The sequence below is a fragment of the Streptomyces cavernae genome (genome assembly GCF_004023625.1).
Classification (GTDB): Bacteria; Actinomycetota; Actinomycetes; order Streptomycetales; family Streptomycetaceae; genus Streptomyces; species Streptomyces cavernae.
Map to the genome: position 1 here is coordinate 122,417 of NZ_RPDJ01000016.1, position 14,723 is coordinate 137,139.

Below are 14,723 nucleotides of genomic sequence, written 5' to 3' on the forward strand. Positions count from 1 at the left end.
GAACCACAGCCCGGCAGGGACTACTCCCACTCGATGGTCCCCGGCGGCTTCGACGTCACGTCGAGCACGACCCGGTTGACGTCCGCCACCTCGTTAGTGATCCGCGTCGAGATCCGGGCCAGGACGTCGTACGGCAGTCGCGACCAGTCCGCCGTCATCGCGTCCTCGCTCGACACCGGGCGCAACACGATCGGGTGGCCGTACGTACGGCCGTCGCCCTGGACGCCGACCGAGCGGACGTCCGCCAGCAGCACCACCGGGCACTGCCAGATGTCGCGGTCGAGGCCGGCCGCCGTGAGTTCCTCGCGGGCGATGGCGTCGGCCTCGCGCAGCAGGTCGAGACGCTCCTTCGTCACCTCGCCGACGATGCGGATGCCGAGGCCGGGGCCCGGGAACGGCTGGCGCTGGACGATCTCGTCCGGCAGGCCCAGCTCCTGGCCGACCATGCGGACCTCGTCCTTGAACAGCTTGCGCAGCGGCTCGATCAGCTTGAACTCGAGGTCCTCCGGCAGGCCGCCCACGTTGTGGTGCGACTTGATGTTGGCGGTGCCCGAACCGCCACCGGACTCGACCACGTCCGGGTAGAGGGTGCCCTGGACCAGGAACTCCACCGGCTGGTCACCGGGAGCCTCGGCGACGATCTCGGCCTGCGCCTGCTCGAAGACCCGGATGAACTCCCGGCCGATGATCTTCCGCTTCTCCTCGGGGTCGGAGACGCCCTTGAGCGCGGTGAGGAAACGCTCCTCCGCGTCGACGACCTTCAACTGCACCCCGGTCGCCGCCACGAAGTCCTTCTCGACCTGCTCGGTCTCGCCCTTGCGCATCAGGCCGTGGTCCACGTAGACGCAGGTCAGCTGGGAGCCGATGGCCTTCTGCACGAGGGCCGCGGCGACCGCGGAGTCCACGCCGCCGGACAGACCGCAGATCGCGCGCTTGCCGCCTACCTGCTCGCGGATGGCGGCGACCTGCTCGTCAATGACGCTGCCGGTGGTCCAGGACGGGGTGAGGCCCGCGCCCCGGTACAGGAAGTGCTCCAGCACCTGCTGGCCGTGCGTGGTGTGCATGACCTCCGGGTGGTACTGGACGCCGTACAGCTTCCGCTCGTCGTTCTCGAAGGCGGCGACCGGGACGACGTCCGTGGAGGCGGTGACGGCGAAGCCCTCGGGGGCCGCGCTGCACGCGTCGCCGTGCGACATCCAGACCGACTGCTCGTCCGGAGTGCCCTCGAAGAGGGTGGAGCCGGACTTGCTGACGTGCAGCGGGGTGCGGCCGTACTCGCGCGCTCCGGTGTTGTCGACGGTGCCACCGAGCGAGGTCGCCATCAGCTGGAAGCCGTAGCACATACCGAAGACGGGGACGCCGGCCTCGAAGAGGGAGCGGTCGACGGTCGGGGCGCCTTCCTCGTACACGGACGAGGGGCCGCCGGAGAGGACGATCGCCGCGGGGTTCTTGGCGAGCATCTCGGCGACCGGCATGGTGCTCGGCACGATCTCGCTGTAGACCCGCGCCTCGCGGACACGACGGGCGATGAGCTGGGCGTACTGTGCGCCGAAGTCGACTACCAGAACGGTGTCGGGGGGTGCAGTGGGCACGGGTTGCCTTCCGGCGGGGAGCAGGGTCTGTGGTTGCCGATTCTACCGGGGCCGTGTGGCGCGCACCGGGGGCTTCGCCCGTCCGCGGCCGGACCCCGGCTGCCGGCCCCGCTTCCGCGTCCGCCTCCGGAGCCGTCGCCGCCTGCGCGTGGGCTGGAACGCCCGTCGCACCCTGCCAACCCACGAAGCCCTCGGCGGGGCACGACGGAAGCCCGCGGCAGGAGCCCACGGCGGAAAGTTGCCCTTCTCCGTGCCCGTGGCCCATACTCGGCCCCATGCGCGAGCACTCGACCTTCCTCTTTACCTATGGCAACCGGCCCACCGGCTGCCATGGTCGTGCTGCTTGAGCAACTGACAAGCGACTTCCCAGGCGCCCCGGGCCGACAAGGTCCGGGGCGCCTGGCGTTACCGGATCCTGCCGGGCCGGGGCACCGTCCACACTTCGCGACGAGGAGCCCCAGATGCCCACCACCACCGCCACCGCCACCCCCAGCACCAGCACCAGCACCAGCACCAGCACCAGCACCAGCACCCAGGCCACCGCCGCCACCGCCCCAGCCACCACCGAGAAGACCGGCGCCCGTACCGCCGAGGCCGCCGATGTGATCAGTGGCGCCCGGGAGCGCATCGACGCGCTCGACGAGCGGATCATCGGCCTCATCCAGGAACGGATGGCCGTGTCCGCCGCCATCCAGGACGCCCGGATCGCCTCCGGCGGCCGGCGTGTGAACCTCTCGCGGGAGATGGAGATCCTCGGTCACTACAGCGGAGCGCTCGGCAAGCCCGGCACCTCGCTCGCGATGACGCTGCTGGAGCTGTGCCGGGGCCGGATCTGAGTGCTGCGCACGCACGTACCCATGGCTCCTCACCCGTACGGCGCGTGACCGCCGCGCGCGGCGGTTCGTTGGCCCAGGTATCCGTGCCAGCCAGGGGCGGGCCCGAAAAAACCACGCGTGGCTCCGCTGGAGCGATGAGGCGTGCGGGGCGTACCGCACGCTGTGGGACCTCGCTCCAGAGTCGCGGCCGGACGGCAGGGGACAGCAGCCCGGTCACGCAACAGAGCGGTCGGCTTCGGGGACGCCCGGAGCCGACCGGCGGAATCTGTCCAAGACGGTCGAAACGGTTGCGGAGGCCGCGACCCATCGAGCACGATGCGTAGAGAACTCCTCAAGCCCCCTGCAAGTCCCCCAGCGCATGACAGCACTGGAATGTCCGACTGCCAATGGTCTATACCAGGCGCACGCCTCGAGTGAGCCGGAGCGGCCACCGGCGGTCGGCGAGGTCGGCGGCGCAACCCCCCGGCGCCGCTCTCCGGCACCGACGCTGCCCTGACGTCGGTGCGACGGTCGAGGGGCCCCGCGGATCCGTCCCGCGGGGCCCCTCGCTTTTTCATGCAGGTAGTTGCGGGCCGACCCTTCGGGTCGCCACGCCCCACCTCTATTCGGCGGACCGCCGTCCCGCGCCCCAGCCCGTGTCCGTCACGCCGTCTTCCCCAGCTTCTCCAGCTTGCCGAGCTTCTCCAGCTGTGCGTCGATCAGCGACGCCTGGACCTTCGTCTTGTCGGCGTCCAGCATGTTCATCGCGTAGAACGCGACGAGGGTGGAGCCGCTGCGCACGACCGTGAAGGTCATCGGCACCGAGGCACCGTCGACGGCGCCCTTCAGCTTGTACGCCACGGCCTCGTCGCCCTGGGTGGGGTCGGACAGTGCCGTGACACCGGTGTACTTGAAGTCGGTGTGCTCGAACGCGGTGCACTTCTTCGACGCGGTGCGCAGCTCGCCGAGCACCTCCTCGGCGTCGTTCTCGCCGTGCGCGAGAAGGGCGAGCGAGGTCACGGTGGCGTCGAGGCTGTCCGTGGCGGTGAACGTACGGCCCACACGGGCCGCGGCCTTCGGGTCCGAGGTGAACATGAACATGTCCGCGAGCGGCTGGCAGGCCGCCGGGCTCGCCGGCACCGTAACGGCCGGCATGTCCGCTGCGGGCAGCGTCTCGACCTTGTACGCCTTGACGTCGCCGCTCGCCAGGGCAGCCTTCTCCAGTTGGGCCTGGCTGAGCGCCCCCACGCCCTCGTCCCTGCCGGAGCCCGAGCCGGAACCCGAGCCGGAGCCGGAGGACGCGTCCCCGCCCTGCGCCGGCTCCCCGGACTTGTCCGTCTTGCCGGCGCCCTGCGCGGTGGCTCCCTGCGACGCCTTACCGTCGCCCTCGTCCCCGCCGGAACCGCACGCCGCGGTGAAACCCAGTGCGACCACCGCAGATGCGGCCAGCACGACCCGCGACACCATCGACTTCACCATTCATCACCTTCATGTCTTACGGCGCGTCCACGCCGACGTCACATGAAATCCCCCAACCAGCCACCATTACCAGCGATTTGCAGAACGATCGGAAGCCCTGCCCGCACCCCGCAGGCCCCGGTGGCTCACCACCGGCACGCAGGACCGGATATGTGACACAGCACACATAAAAAGGTTGTGAATGGTTTGCAACCATTCACAGCCACTCTCAGTCACATCACGTGGAACAAGGGCCACTCCGCGCCCCACGAGCGGCGGCCTCTCGTCACGTTCGGGCTGCCACCCGGCAGCACGCCGGATCCCCTCCAGTTCTAGAGGTCTAGATGAAGCTTCGCCGTGCCATGGCCGCGACTGCCGTACTGGCGCCACTTGCGCTTCTGTCGGCACCGGCCGCGTTCGCGACCGAAACCCCGTCCACCCAGACCCAGTCCCCCACAGCGTCCGCCTCCGCGGGGGACACGTCGTCGCCCTCGGCCAGCGCGTCGAGCGACTCGAGCGCGTCGGCGTCGAGCACGCCGAGCACCACTGCGTCGACCGGCCCCACGCCGTCGACGTCCGCGACCCCGAGCACCACCCCGCAGACGCCCACCTCGCCCCCGGCGAGCTCGGCGGCGCCGCAGCCCGTCCCGACCGAGCTGTGCCCGATCGACGAGAACGGCATGGACGAGGGGTCCCAGCTGAGCCTCGACGTCTCCGGTCTGCCCGGCAAGATCGTCGCGGGCAGCGGCTGGCACACCTTCACGCTGACCGCCGCCAACCACAGCGAGCAGGCGATCGGCACGGTCCAGTGGCTCGCCGCCGTGGACAACGACTCCATGAGCGACGACGAGAACGACTGGCTGAGCACGTACACCCAGCTGGAGTTCCTCAACCCCGAGACGAAGGAGTGGGAGTCCCTCGCCGACGAACTCGGCAACGGCCTGTACTTCGGCGAGACGGAGTTGAAGGCCAAGGAGACGGTCGCCATCAAGCTGCGCCTCAACATCAGCGCGAAGGCTCCGGTCGGTGACGGCTGGGCGATCGGTCTCGGTGGCTACGTCGACGCCGAGAAGAACTGCATCCACAGCGCCTACGCCGAGTACGACTTCACCGTCCTCAAGCCCGGCAGCAGCAACGAGAACCCGGGTGAGGCCAAGCCGGGCAAGGGCGACAAGCCGCCGGCCGGCGGCAAGGAGCCGCAGGGCGGCGCCAAGGCGATCCCGCCCACCGGCAGCCTCGCCACCACCGGGTCAAGCTCCATGCTGCCGACCGTCGGCCTGATCGGCGGGGTCGCCGTCGTGGTCGGCGCAGGGGCGATCTACACGGTCCGCCGCCGCACCAAGGGCGTCGGCGCCGGGTCGGACGCCGCGTAGGAACGCGGCCCGCGGCGAGCCACTCGCCAGAACCTCCCGAGAGGTTCGTGAAAGACGGAAGGACCTGCGTTCGGAGGGGAGCGCGGGTCCTTCGGCTTTCCCAGCCACCGCCGCGCCCTCGGCCTCCGCGCGCCAGCCAAGCCTTCGCCCCCCGCCCCCCACCGAAAGCCCCCGACTGCCGCCGGCCAACGCCGTGAGCGAGGGCCCGGAAGGGCCGGGGCCCGGAAGAGCCCGAGGCCCGGAAGAGCCCGAGGCCCGGAAGAGCCCGGGGCCCGGAAGGGACTGAAAGGGCTTGGATGGGGACGGGCGCGGCCGCAGGATCCCCGTCAGCCCGCCGAGGACCCCTTGGGCGGCACCGTCGGCATCCCCAGGAAGCGCAGGGCGCCGAAGGCGTCGGCCGGGACCGCCGGGTGGCGGGGTTCCACCGGCTTCAGCCGTTCGTACGCGGCCCCCTGCGCCGGACGCGGATCCGCCTCCCCCTCGTTGGGCCAGTACGACATGGCCCGCTCGGCCTGGGCGGTGATGGTGAGCGAGGGGTTGACGCCCAGGTTCGCGGAGACGGCCGCGCCGTCGACGACCGAGATGCCGGGGTGACCGTACAGCCGGTGATAGGGATCGATCACACCGCTCTCGCGCGAGTCGCCGATCGGGCAGCCGCCGAGGAAGTGCGCGGTCAGCGGGGTGCCCATCAGCTCACCCACGTTGGAGCCCGCGAACCCGTTGATCTCGGCGGCGATCGCGGAGGCCGCCTCGGCGGCGGCGCGGATCTGCTTGGGGTTGGGCGCACCGTGGCCCTGACGTGCCGTCAGCAGCCCCTTCCCCACACCGTCCGGCTTCAGGTACGTGGTCAACGAGTTGTCCAGGGACTGCATCACCAGGCCGATGATGGTCCGCTCCGACCAGCGACGGTTGGACAGCGAGCGCAGCACCAGCAGCGGGTGCCGGGCCGCGTTCGTCAGCCAGCCGACGACCCTCGACGAGCCGTCCGCATAGGGCACCTGGAGGATCGACAGACCGCCCATCGAGTTCGACCCCTTGCCGTAACGGACCGGCTCGATATGGGTGTTGGCGTCGGGGTGGATCGATGAGGTGATGGCCACGCCGCGGGTGAAGTCCACCCTCGGAGCGCCATGGGCCTTGCGGTAGCGGCGGTTGTCGGTCTGCGCACCCACCAGCGCCTCGGAGTTGGTGCGGGTCAACTCCCCCAGCCGGTCCGAGAGGTACGGGAGCCGACCGCTCGCCTTCATCCGGTGCAGCAGCGTCTGCGTGCCATAGGTGCCGGCCGCGAGGACCACGCGCCGCGCCCGGAAGACCCGGCCCGCGCCGCGCCTGCGCCTGTTGTCGGTGGGCAGGGTGGTCACGGCGTAACCGCCCTGCGAGTCGTCCGTCAGCGCGACCACGGTCGTCATCGGGTGGACGACCGCGCCCGCCTTCTCCGCCAGGTACAGGTAGTTCTCGGTGAGGGAGTTCTTCGCGCCGTGCCGGCAGCCGGTCATGCACTCGCCGCACTCGGTGCACGCACGCCGGTCCGGGCCCGCGCCGCCGAAGTAGGGGTCGGCGACCCGCTGCCCCGGGGCGGCCTTCGCCGCTCCGTCGGCGTCCTCGCCGTCGCCGAAGAACACGCCCACCGGCGCGAGGTGGAAGCTGTCGCCCACCCCCATCCGCTGCGCGGCGGCCTTCAGGTGGACGTCCGAGGGGGTCATCGTCGGGTTCAGCCGCACCCCGAGCATCCGCCGCGCCTGGTCGTAGTAGGGCGTGAGCTCCTCCTGCCAGTCGGTGATGCCCTTCCACTGGGGGTCGTCGAAGAAGGCCTTCGGCGGGACGTACAGCGTGTTGGCGTAGTTGAGGGAGCCGCCGCCGACCCCCGCTCCCGCCAGCACCATCACATTGCCCAGCAGATGGATGCGCTGGATGCCGTACATGCCGAGCCGCGGCGCCCACAGGTAGTTCCTGACGTCCCAGGAGTTCCGGGGCAGCGACTCGGGTGAGAAGCGGCGGCCCGCCTCCAGGACGCCCACGCGATAGCCCTTCTCGGTCAGCCGCAGCGCGGTGACCGAGCCGCCGAAGCCGGAGCCGACGACGATGACGTCGTAGTCGTACGCCTGTGACACGGGCTCTCCTCGTTGAGATCCTGGGGACGGGGGTACGCGGACATCTGCGGTCCGGAGGGTTTACCCCGGCCCCGGACCGGGGGCGTGACCCCTACCGGAAGCGCAGCACCTTCATCGCCTTCAGGCTCCGGCTCATGAACGCGGCGTACTTCTCGTCGTCCATCCCGAGCGACGGGGCGAGCGGCAGCAGCCGCTGCTGGGCGACGGTCTGCGCCTCGGTGTACTTGAGGATGCCCTCGGAGCCGTGCCGGCGGCCGAGGCCGGAGTCCTTCATGCCGCCCATCGGCGACTGGACGCTGCCGTACGCGGAGGCGTAGGCCTCGTTGACGTTGACCGTGCCCGTGCGCAGCCGTGCGGCGACCTCGCGTCCGCGCCGGCCGTTCTTCGTCCAGACCGAGGCGTTCAGGCCGTACGGCGTGGAGTTGGCGAGTTCGACCGCTTCTTCCTCGGTTTTGAAGCGGTAGACGGAGACGACCGGGCCGAAGGTCTCCTCGGCGCAGACGGCCATGGGGGCCTCGACTCCGTCGAGGATGGTCGGCTCGAAGAAGTACGGGCCGACGTCCGGGCGGGCGATGCCACCGGCGATGACCTTGGCGCCCTTGGCCACCGCCTCCTCCACGTGCCGGCTCACGGCCTTCAACTGCCGCTCCCCGGCCAGTGAGCCCATCTCGGCCCCGTACGCGAGGGACGTGCCCAGTCGTATCGCCTTGGTGCGGGCGGCGAACCGGTCCAGGAAGTCGTCGGCGATCGACTCGTGGACGTACAACCGCTCGATGGATATGCAGAGTTGACCCGCGGAGGAGAAGCAGGCGCGGACGGCACCGGCGGCGGCCTTGTCGAGGTCGGCGTCCTCGAGCACCAGCATGGCGTTCTTGCCGCCGAGTTCGAGGGAGACGCCGACGAGCCGGGCGGCCGCGCCCTGGGCGACCTCGCGGCCGGTGCGGGTGGAGCCGGTGAAGGAGACGTAGTCGGCGTGTTTGACGACCTCCGGGCCCACGACCGGGCCCTCGCCGAGCACGACTTGGAAGACCTCCGCCGGGAGGCCCGCCTCGATCAGCAGGTCCCGCGCCCACAGGGCGGTCAGGCAGGTCTCCGTGTCCGGCTTCATCACCACCGCGTTGCCGGCGACGAACGCGGGGAGCGCGTCGCCCACCGACAGTTCCAGGGGGTAGTTCCAGGGGGCGATCTGGCCCACGACACCGCGCGGATGGCGCAGTTCGGTGACCTTCGTCAGGGTGGGGATGGCTCCGGTGTGCCGCTTGGGCCTGAGGTACGCGGCCGCCCTGCGGCCGTAGTGGCGGGCCTCGATGGCGAGTCCCTGCACCTCCTCGTGCGCGTGCAGGCGTGCCTTGCCGGTCTCCAGCTGGATCAGGTCGAGGACCTCGGCCTGACGGTCGAGCACCAGGTCGTGGAAGCGGAGCAGTACGGCGGCGCGCTGCCGCACGGGAACCTGGGCCCAGACCGCCTGCGCCTTGCGGGCCCGTTCGAAGGCCTCCAGGACGTCCTCGGGCGTCGACTCGGGCAGGTCGGCCAGCTTCTCGCCGGTGAACGGCGTGTGGTTGGCGGTCCGCCCGGAACCGACAACACCCTTGGTGAGCTGGGCGATCAGCTCCGGAGTGACCACGTCTGCGGCCGTGCGGACGCCCGGAGGGGCCGGGGCGATCGGGTTGGTGCCGAGAGTGTCGGCCGCGGACGACACCTCGCGGGTGTCGGCGGTCGTTTCCGTGCCGGGCGTTTCCGGGGCCTGCGAGTCGCTCATGGGCCGCAGCGTATTCCCGTGCCGGGCCTTTTGGTACCCGTTGGTAACCCGCTTTCACGGGTCGCGCACATGGCGCCAGCGATCACTGGCAACAAACGCGCTGATCAGGAAGTCGGAGGATCCCCGCGCCGACTGCGACCACGTTTTCATCACACGGTGTGGATCTCCAGATTGGCGAGGACCCGTTCGGCGATCTCCCGGCTGGGCCCGGTGAAGTCACCCTTGCCGGGGTAGTCGATCCAGAGCTTGTAGAGGTTGCCGGACTTGGTCTTGTAGTAGAAGTAGCGCGCCTCGCGCAGGCGCGGGGCCTTGGGATCAGTCCGCTCGTCGGAGTAGACGACGGTGTTCTCCGCGGACGCCCTGCCCCGGTACGACGTCTCCTTGGTCGTCACCTTCGGCGCGGGCGACTTCGCCATGGCAGAGAAGCTGCTGTCGTCCGTCTTCTTCATCTCGTCGGCGTCCTCGTACGCCTCCGCGATGGCGCTGCCCGCGATCTCGTTGAGGCCGTCCTCGGACTTCTTGTAGAGCGTGAGGTTGACCGACATGGCATAGCTCGGTTCGTAGTACGCGACCCAGTGCCCCTTGTCCAGCGCGCGGTTGGGCTCGCTCCTGGCCCAGCCCGGTGGCAGACCCAGCGTCGCCCGGACGTCCGCCTCCTTGTGCCGGGCCCAACCGCTCGGCAGCTTCTCCTCGGACGAGTTCCCCAGCTGCTGGTACGCCGCCACCAGCGCCGTGGCGACGACGACCGCCCCGATCCCGAGCCACGCCTTGCGGCCGAGCCGGACTCCCTTGGCCGCCTTGTCTCCTTGGACCGGGTCGAGGCCCTGGACGCCGTTGGTCACGGGGAGTTGGGTGGCCCGCGTCTCCTGCGGGGGTCTGGCGGCTTCTTCCAGGAGGTGACGGACGCGGGCCGCGTTCGGGCGCCGGGCCGGGTCCTTGTCGAGCAGGCCGTTGATCGCCTCGGCCAGCGGCCCCTGGGCCACCGCGGGCGCCGCCGGCGTGGCGTTGAGGACGGACTGCAGTGTCGCGGGGGTGTTGCTGCGGCGGAACGGCGAGACGCCCTCGGTCGCCGCGTACAGCACCACGCCGAGCGACCACAGGTCGGACGCGGGGCCGGGTCGCTGGCCGAGGACCCGCTCGGGCGCGATGTACTCGGGGGAGCCGACGAAGCCGCCGGTGTCGGTCAAGGCGGTCTCGCCCTCGATCTGGGCGATGCCGAAGTCGGTGAGGACGACCCGGTCGTGCCGGCCGAGCAGCACGTTGTCGGGTTTGACGTCGCGGTGCAGGACTCCCGCCGCGTGCGCCGCCTCCAGTGCGCCCAGCACCTCGAGTCCGATCCGGGCCGCCTCGCGGACGTCGAGCGTGCCCTCCTGGAGCGCGGCGCCGAGGGAGCGGCCGTGCACCAGCTCCATGACGATCCACGGCCGGCCGTCGACCACCGCGACGTCGTGCACGTTCACCACCGCGGGATGGTCGAGCCGGGCCGCCGCGCGCGCCTCGCGGCGCATCCGCTCATGGGCGTTGGCGCGTTCCCGTTCGGGAAGATGGTCCGGGACCCGCGGCTCCTTGACCGCGACCTCACGGTCCACCATCTCGTCCTTCGCCCGCCACACCGTGCCCATGCCGCCGTGGCCCAGTTTGGCCAGCAGGCGGTAGCGACCGGCGATCAGCCGGCCGGCGCCGTGGTCCTCGGTCCACCGTTCGGGCTGGGGCACGGGCTCCGGCACAGGCCCCGGCACGGGCGGCGGCACAGGCTGGGCGTAGGGGTTCCCCGGCACCGGGCCGGCACCGGGCCGTGGCGGATGCAGCACGAAACTCGTCGGCTCGTCTGCCCGGTAAGACGCGCCCCCGTCGTTGCTCATGGGACATGCCTATCGCGTGCGGCGCGTGGGTTCCACCGTGCGCGTTTTTCAGTCACAGACCCGTGACGCACTCCATCCGGATCTGTCCGTTTCGCGGCTTGCGGGGTTTACCGCGCCACCGTGAACGTGTCCACGGCGACGTCGAAGATCTCCCGGGCCTGCCGCGCCTTCCCGACCGGTGCCGAGACCCACACGTCGTACATCCGCCCGTCCTGTTCCCAGCACAGGTCGACGGTGTGCCGGGGGCCCTCGGCGGCGGTGAAGCCGTTCCAGGTGAACTCCCAGAAGGCGGCCGGATGTCCGTCGTGCGTGGTCCCGGTGACCGTGCCGTCGCGGTAGCCGGGGTTGGTCGTGGGTCCCTCGGTGTGCGCGCGTCGCAGCACGGCGAGCGGTCCGCCCGGCTCGGGGTCGGCCTGCTTGATGCCTATGCGGAAGGTGCCGTCGGCCGACAGGTAGAAGATCCGTTCGCCCTCCGGGCTCCGGGTGAACGCCTTGGGGACGGCGAGTGAGAAGCCGTCCGGGTCCTCGGCGGACCGGTAGCCGGACGGCAGCGAGCGGGCGGCGGCCGGGGTGCGCTCGCGGGTGACGGTCACGGTCGGCCCGGGCGGCGCGGCCGGCTTGGGGAGCGCAGTGGTCGGGCCGGTGGTGCTCGCCGGGCCCTTGGGGCTCACCGGGTCGGTGGGGCTCGTCCGTTGCGACGGCGAACTGCCCGGAGCCGATGTCGTCGGCACCTTCCCGTCGTCGCCGTCCTGGTTCATCAGCAGCGCCGCCGCCGAGAACCCGGCCCCCGCCATCGCGGCGACCAGCGCGGCGGCGACCAGCATCCCGCGGGTGGGAGTCCGAACGGGCCCCTGGGTGACGAGGGGTGTGGGCGCTTCGGGCAAAGGGTCGGGCGGTGGCTTCGGCACGGTTCTGCGCTCGGGCACGTCCCGCCCCGTCGGCGGGTGGTGCGGCGCGCGCGGGGTGCGGCCGGTGTCGAGGAAGGCGCGCAGCATGCGCTCGGCCTCCACCGCGTCGAGCCGCCGCTCCGGATCGCGTTCCAGCAGGCCCCGGACGACCGGCAGCAGCGGCTCCGCGGCGGCCGGGGGCCGGATGTCGTCGACGACCACCGCGTGCAGGATGCCGCCCAGGGAGTCGCGGTGGAACGGCGATTCACCGCTGAGCGCCGTGCACAGCAGCGCTCCGAGCGACCACAGGTCGGACTCCGGCCCGGTCCTGGTCCCGGACATCCGCTCGGGCGCGGTGTACTCGGGCGAGCCGACGAAGGAGCCGCTCTCGGTGAGCGTGGTCGCGCCCGCGACCTGTGCGATGCCGAAGTCGGTGAGTACGACCCGGCCTTCCTCGGACAGCAGGACGTTGGCGGGTTTGAGGTCGCGGTGCAGTACGCCGGAGCCGTGCGCCTTGCGCAGTGCGCCGAGCAGACCGATACCGATCCGGGCGGCCTCGTCGGCGTCCACCGGGCCCTCGTTCGTGATGCGGTCCGCGAGGGAGCCGCCCTCCAGCAACTCCATGACGATGAAAGGGCGTTCGTCGTCCTCGACGACGTCGTGCACGACGATGATGTGCGGATGCCGCAGTTGGGCGACCGCGCGGGCCTCGCGCAGCGTGCGTTCCCGCTGCACCCGGGCCTCGTCCGCGGAGAGCGTGCGGTCCAGGGCGAGTTCCTTGACCGCGACCTGGCGGCCGAGCAGTTGGTCCGTGGCGCGCCAGACCACTCCCATGCCGCCCCGCCCGAGCCTTTCCTGAAGGCGGTAACGCCCAGCGATGACCCGGAAGTCGTCCCCCTCGGTCCCCATGCGCCCATCATGCCGCACGCGTTCGCGGGGGCAAGGTCGGCTTTCGGGCCCTCGGAACCCCTCCGGGGGTCAGCTTTCGCCCGGTTGGCGCCAGCTGCGGAGAATGGTGTCGAACTGGTCCCGCGTGGTCGCCCAGTCCTCGGCGGGCGACGACATGTAGATCAGATACTCCACACCATCCCGACTGATGTACGACTGTTCGATCGCACGGCGCGGTCCGGGGAATGGGTCCGCCGCCACCGCCGTCCAGGTGAAGTCCCACAGCGCGCCCGGGCGGTCGCGGTAGACGTTCTCCTCCAGGCTTATCCGCGCGTATTCCGGCAGCCGGGGTGTCACCTGCACTTCCAGGTCCCGCAGGTGTCCGAACGCGGAGTCGAAGTCCGGTGCGTCGTCGACGGCGATCCGTACGAAGTGCTTGCCGTTGTCGGGGGTGTAGTCGATCTGCGTTCCGTTCACCTGCCGTTGCCAGCCCTTGGGCAGGGCGAGGCTGAAGCCCTCGGGGTCGGTGACCCGGACCCAGCCGTCGGGGAGGGAACCGGCCGGTGCCGTGGGCGACTTGGTGGGGCTCGGCTCGCCCTTCGGGCTCGTGCCCTCCGTAGGGCTCGCGCTCCGCTTTCCGTCGTCGCCCACGACGACGGAGTCGTTGCCGTCCCGTTCCCCATAGGCCATCAGCGCGGCGACCCCACCACCGGCGAGGGCCGCGAGGGCCGCGACGATGACGAGGGCCCGGCGCAACCGGCGCTTCCCCGGCCCGTCGACAGTGGCCGAGTTGTTCGCCGCGGTCGAGAGCTGCTCCGGGCCGGGAGCCGGGTCCGGAGTCGCGCCACCCGCGGGGGGCCAGATCACATGACTGGCGCCCGAGTCGTGTTCGCCGGTCGGCACGTGCATCGTGGGCACGTACGCGTGCACCGTCCGCGACTCCCGCCCCTCCGCCGCCTCGGCCAGCATCAGTTCGAGTTCCTCGGCGGAGGGCCGGGCGTCCGGCTCCTTGCTGAGCAGGGAGGTAATGACCGATGTCAACGGCCCGGCGTGCCGGGGCGGTTCGGGCTCTTCGCCCACCACGGCCTGCATGGTGGTCAGCGGCGTGGTGCGGCGGAACGGCGACAGGCCCTCGACCGCCGTGTAGAGCGTCGCGCCCAGCGACCACAGGTCTGAGGAGGGACCGGGGTCGGCACCGCGGATGCGTTCGGGCGCCAGGTAGTCGACCGAGCCCACGATCTCGCCGGTGCGGGTGATCGTCGTGTCGCCCTCGACCTGGGCGATGCCGAAGTCGGTGAGCTTGACCCGGCCGTCCGCGGCGAGCAGGACGTTCCCGGGCTTGATGTCGCGGTGGAGTACGCCTGCGGCGTGCGCGGCGCGCAGGGCCCGCAGCACCCACAGGCCGACACGGGCGGCCTCGCGCGGTTCGATCTGCCCCGACTCCTGGATGGCGTCCGCCAGCGACCCGCCCTCGACCAGTTCCATCACGATCCACGGCCGGCCGTCGTGCTCGAGGACGTCGTGCACCGTGACGACGGCGTCGTGGTTGATCCGGGCGGCGGCCCGCGCCTCCGTCTGGGTGCGGGTGAGCAGAACCGCCCGGTCACGCTCCGTGACGTAGAGCGCGGCGGTGAGCTCCTTGATGGCGACGGCGCGGTGCAGCAGCTCGTCCTGAGCGCGCCACACCCGGCCCATGCCACCGCTGCCGATGGAGTCGACGAGCCGATAGCGGCCCGCGATGAGCAGGCCCTGCATCTGATTCAACGTTTCCCCGTAATTGGACTGGACAACGCTCAGCGTAAGGACCAGTCCCAGTTCAGGGAACGGGGCGCGGCACACGGAGACACCACTGTGACGGTTCTCCCTTCTCGGTCCGGAAGGCAACCTTCGCCGTCCGCCGGACGTTTGGTCCCGGACCGCGCGACGCCGGACGTGACGCCGCGGCACGGTCGCGGGTGCGCCGGTGTGTAACGCGCTG

10 protein-coding genes are annotated in these 14,723 nt (G+C 71.1%); 2 read left to right on the forward strand and 8 right to left on the reverse strand.

Going from position 1 to position 14,723, the window contains the following annotated elements:
• Positions 1–20: 20 nt before the first annotated feature.
• Complete coding sequence (gene guaA / locus EF387_RS26675) at positions 21–1,592, reverse strand: glutamine-hydrolyzing GMP synthase (protein ID WP_128379144.1); 1,572 nt, start codon at positions 1,590–1,592, stop codon at positions 21–23.
• Positions 1,593–2,053: 461 nt separating this feature from the next.
• On the opposite strand from guaA, the gene EF387_RS26680 reads away from it, so the two are divergent.
• Positions 2,054–2,428 (forward strand): chorismate mutase, encoded by a 375-nt coding sequence (locus EF387_RS26680; RefSeq protein ID WP_128379145.1) that lies wholly within the window; start codon positions 2,054–2,056, stop codon positions 2,426–2,428.
• 642 nt (positions 2,429–3,070) lie between these two features.
• Here the strand turns inward: EF387_RS26680 and EF387_RS26685 are convergent.
• Positions 3,071–3,886: a hypothetical protein gene (locus tag EF387_RS26685; RefSeq protein WP_128379146.1), complete on the reverse strand. Its 816-nt coding sequence runs from the start codon at positions 3,884–3,886 to the stop codon at positions 3,071–3,073.
• Positions 3,887–4,205: 319 nt separating this feature from the next.
• On the reverse strand, positions 4,206–4,547 hold the full coding sequence (locus tag EF387_RS48620; RefSeq protein ID WP_238431715.1) for a hypothetical protein: 342 nt from the start codon (positions 4,545–4,547) through the stop codon (positions 4,206–4,208).
• Between EF387_RS48620 and EF387_RS26690 the strand changes: the two genes are divergently transcribed.
• Complete coding sequence (locus EF387_RS26690; RefSeq protein WP_238431716.1) at positions 4,546–5,238, forward strand: hypothetical protein; 693 nt, start codon at positions 4,546–4,548, stop codon at positions 5,236–5,238. The genes EF387_RS48620 and EF387_RS26690 overlap by 2 nt on opposite strands.
• A 326-nt stretch (positions 5,239–5,564) precedes the next feature.
• Here the strand turns inward: EF387_RS26690 and EF387_RS26695 are convergent, their stop codons facing one another.
• From EF387_RS26695 to EF387_RS26715, 5 genes are all read right to left on the reverse strand, one after another.
• Positions 5,565–7,349 carry a GMC family oxidoreductase N-terminal domain-containing protein gene (locus EF387_RS26695; protein WP_128379148.1) on the reverse strand — a complete coding sequence of 595 codons (1,785 nt, stop codon included), beginning with the start codon at positions 7,347–7,349 and terminating at the stop codon, positions 5,565–5,567.
• Positions 7,350–7,440: 91 nt separating this feature from the next.
• A complete protein-coding gene (locus EF387_RS26700; RefSeq protein ID WP_128379149.1) occupies positions 7,441–9,108 on the reverse strand; it encodes a succinic semialdehyde dehydrogenase in 1,668 nt (555 codons plus the stop codon).
• A gap of 149 nt (positions 9,109–9,257) precedes the next feature.
• A complete protein-coding gene (locus EF387_RS26705; RefSeq protein WP_128379150.1) occupies positions 9,258–10,970 on the reverse strand; it encodes a serine/threonine-protein kinase in 1,713 nt (570 codons plus the stop codon).
• A 107-nt stretch (positions 10,971–11,077) separates the two neighbouring features.
• The gene (locus tag EF387_RS26710; RefSeq protein ID WP_128379151.1) at positions 11,078–12,766 is read right to left on the reverse strand and encodes a serine/threonine-protein kinase; all 1,689 of its coding nucleotides are present in this window, start codon (positions 12,764–12,766) and stop codon (positions 11,078–11,080) included.
• 69 nt (positions 12,767–12,835) lie between these two features.
• A complete protein-coding gene (locus EF387_RS26715) occupies positions 12,836–14,500 on the reverse strand; it encodes a serine/threonine-protein kinase (protein ID WP_128379278.1) in 1,665 nt (554 codons plus the stop codon).
• Between the last annotated feature and the right edge of the window lie 223 nt (positions 14,501–14,723).

What these genes read in the sequence shown, in the direction of transcription:
- EF387_RS26690 (WP_238431716.1), top strand. Translation starts at nt 4,546, where the DNA reads ATGGACGAGGGGTCCCAGCTGAGCCTCGACGTCTCCGGTCTGCCCGGC.
- EF387_RS48620 (WP_238431715.1), bottom strand. Translation starts at nt 4,547, where the DNA reads ATGCCGTTCTCGTCGATCGGGCACAGCTCGGTCGGGACGGGCTGCGGC.
- EF387_RS26700 (WP_128379149.1), bottom strand. Translation starts at nt 9,108, where the DNA reads ATGAGCGACTCGCAGGCCCCGGAAACGCCCGGCACGGAAACGACCGCC.
- EF387_RS26685 (WP_128379146.1), bottom strand. Translation starts at nt 3,886, where the DNA reads ATGGTGAAGTCGATGGTGTCGCGGGTCGTGCTGGCCGCATCTGCGGTG.
- EF387_RS26710 (WP_128379151.1), bottom strand. Translation starts at nt 12,766, where the DNA reads ATGGGGACCGAGGGGGACGACTTCCGGGTCATCGCTGGGCGTTACCGC.
- EF387_RS26715 (WP_128379278.1), bottom strand. Translation starts at nt 14,500, where the DNA reads ATGCAGGGCCTGCTCATCGCGGGCCGCTATCGGCTCGTCGACTCCATC.
- EF387_RS26705 (WP_128379150.1), bottom strand. Translation starts at nt 10,970, where the DNA reads ATGAGCAACGACGGGGGCGCGTCTTACCGGGCAGACGAGCCGACGAGT.
- EF387_RS26680 (WP_128379145.1), top strand. Translation starts at nt 2,054, where the DNA reads ATGCCCACCACCACCGCCACCGCCACCCCCAGCACCAGCACCAGCACC.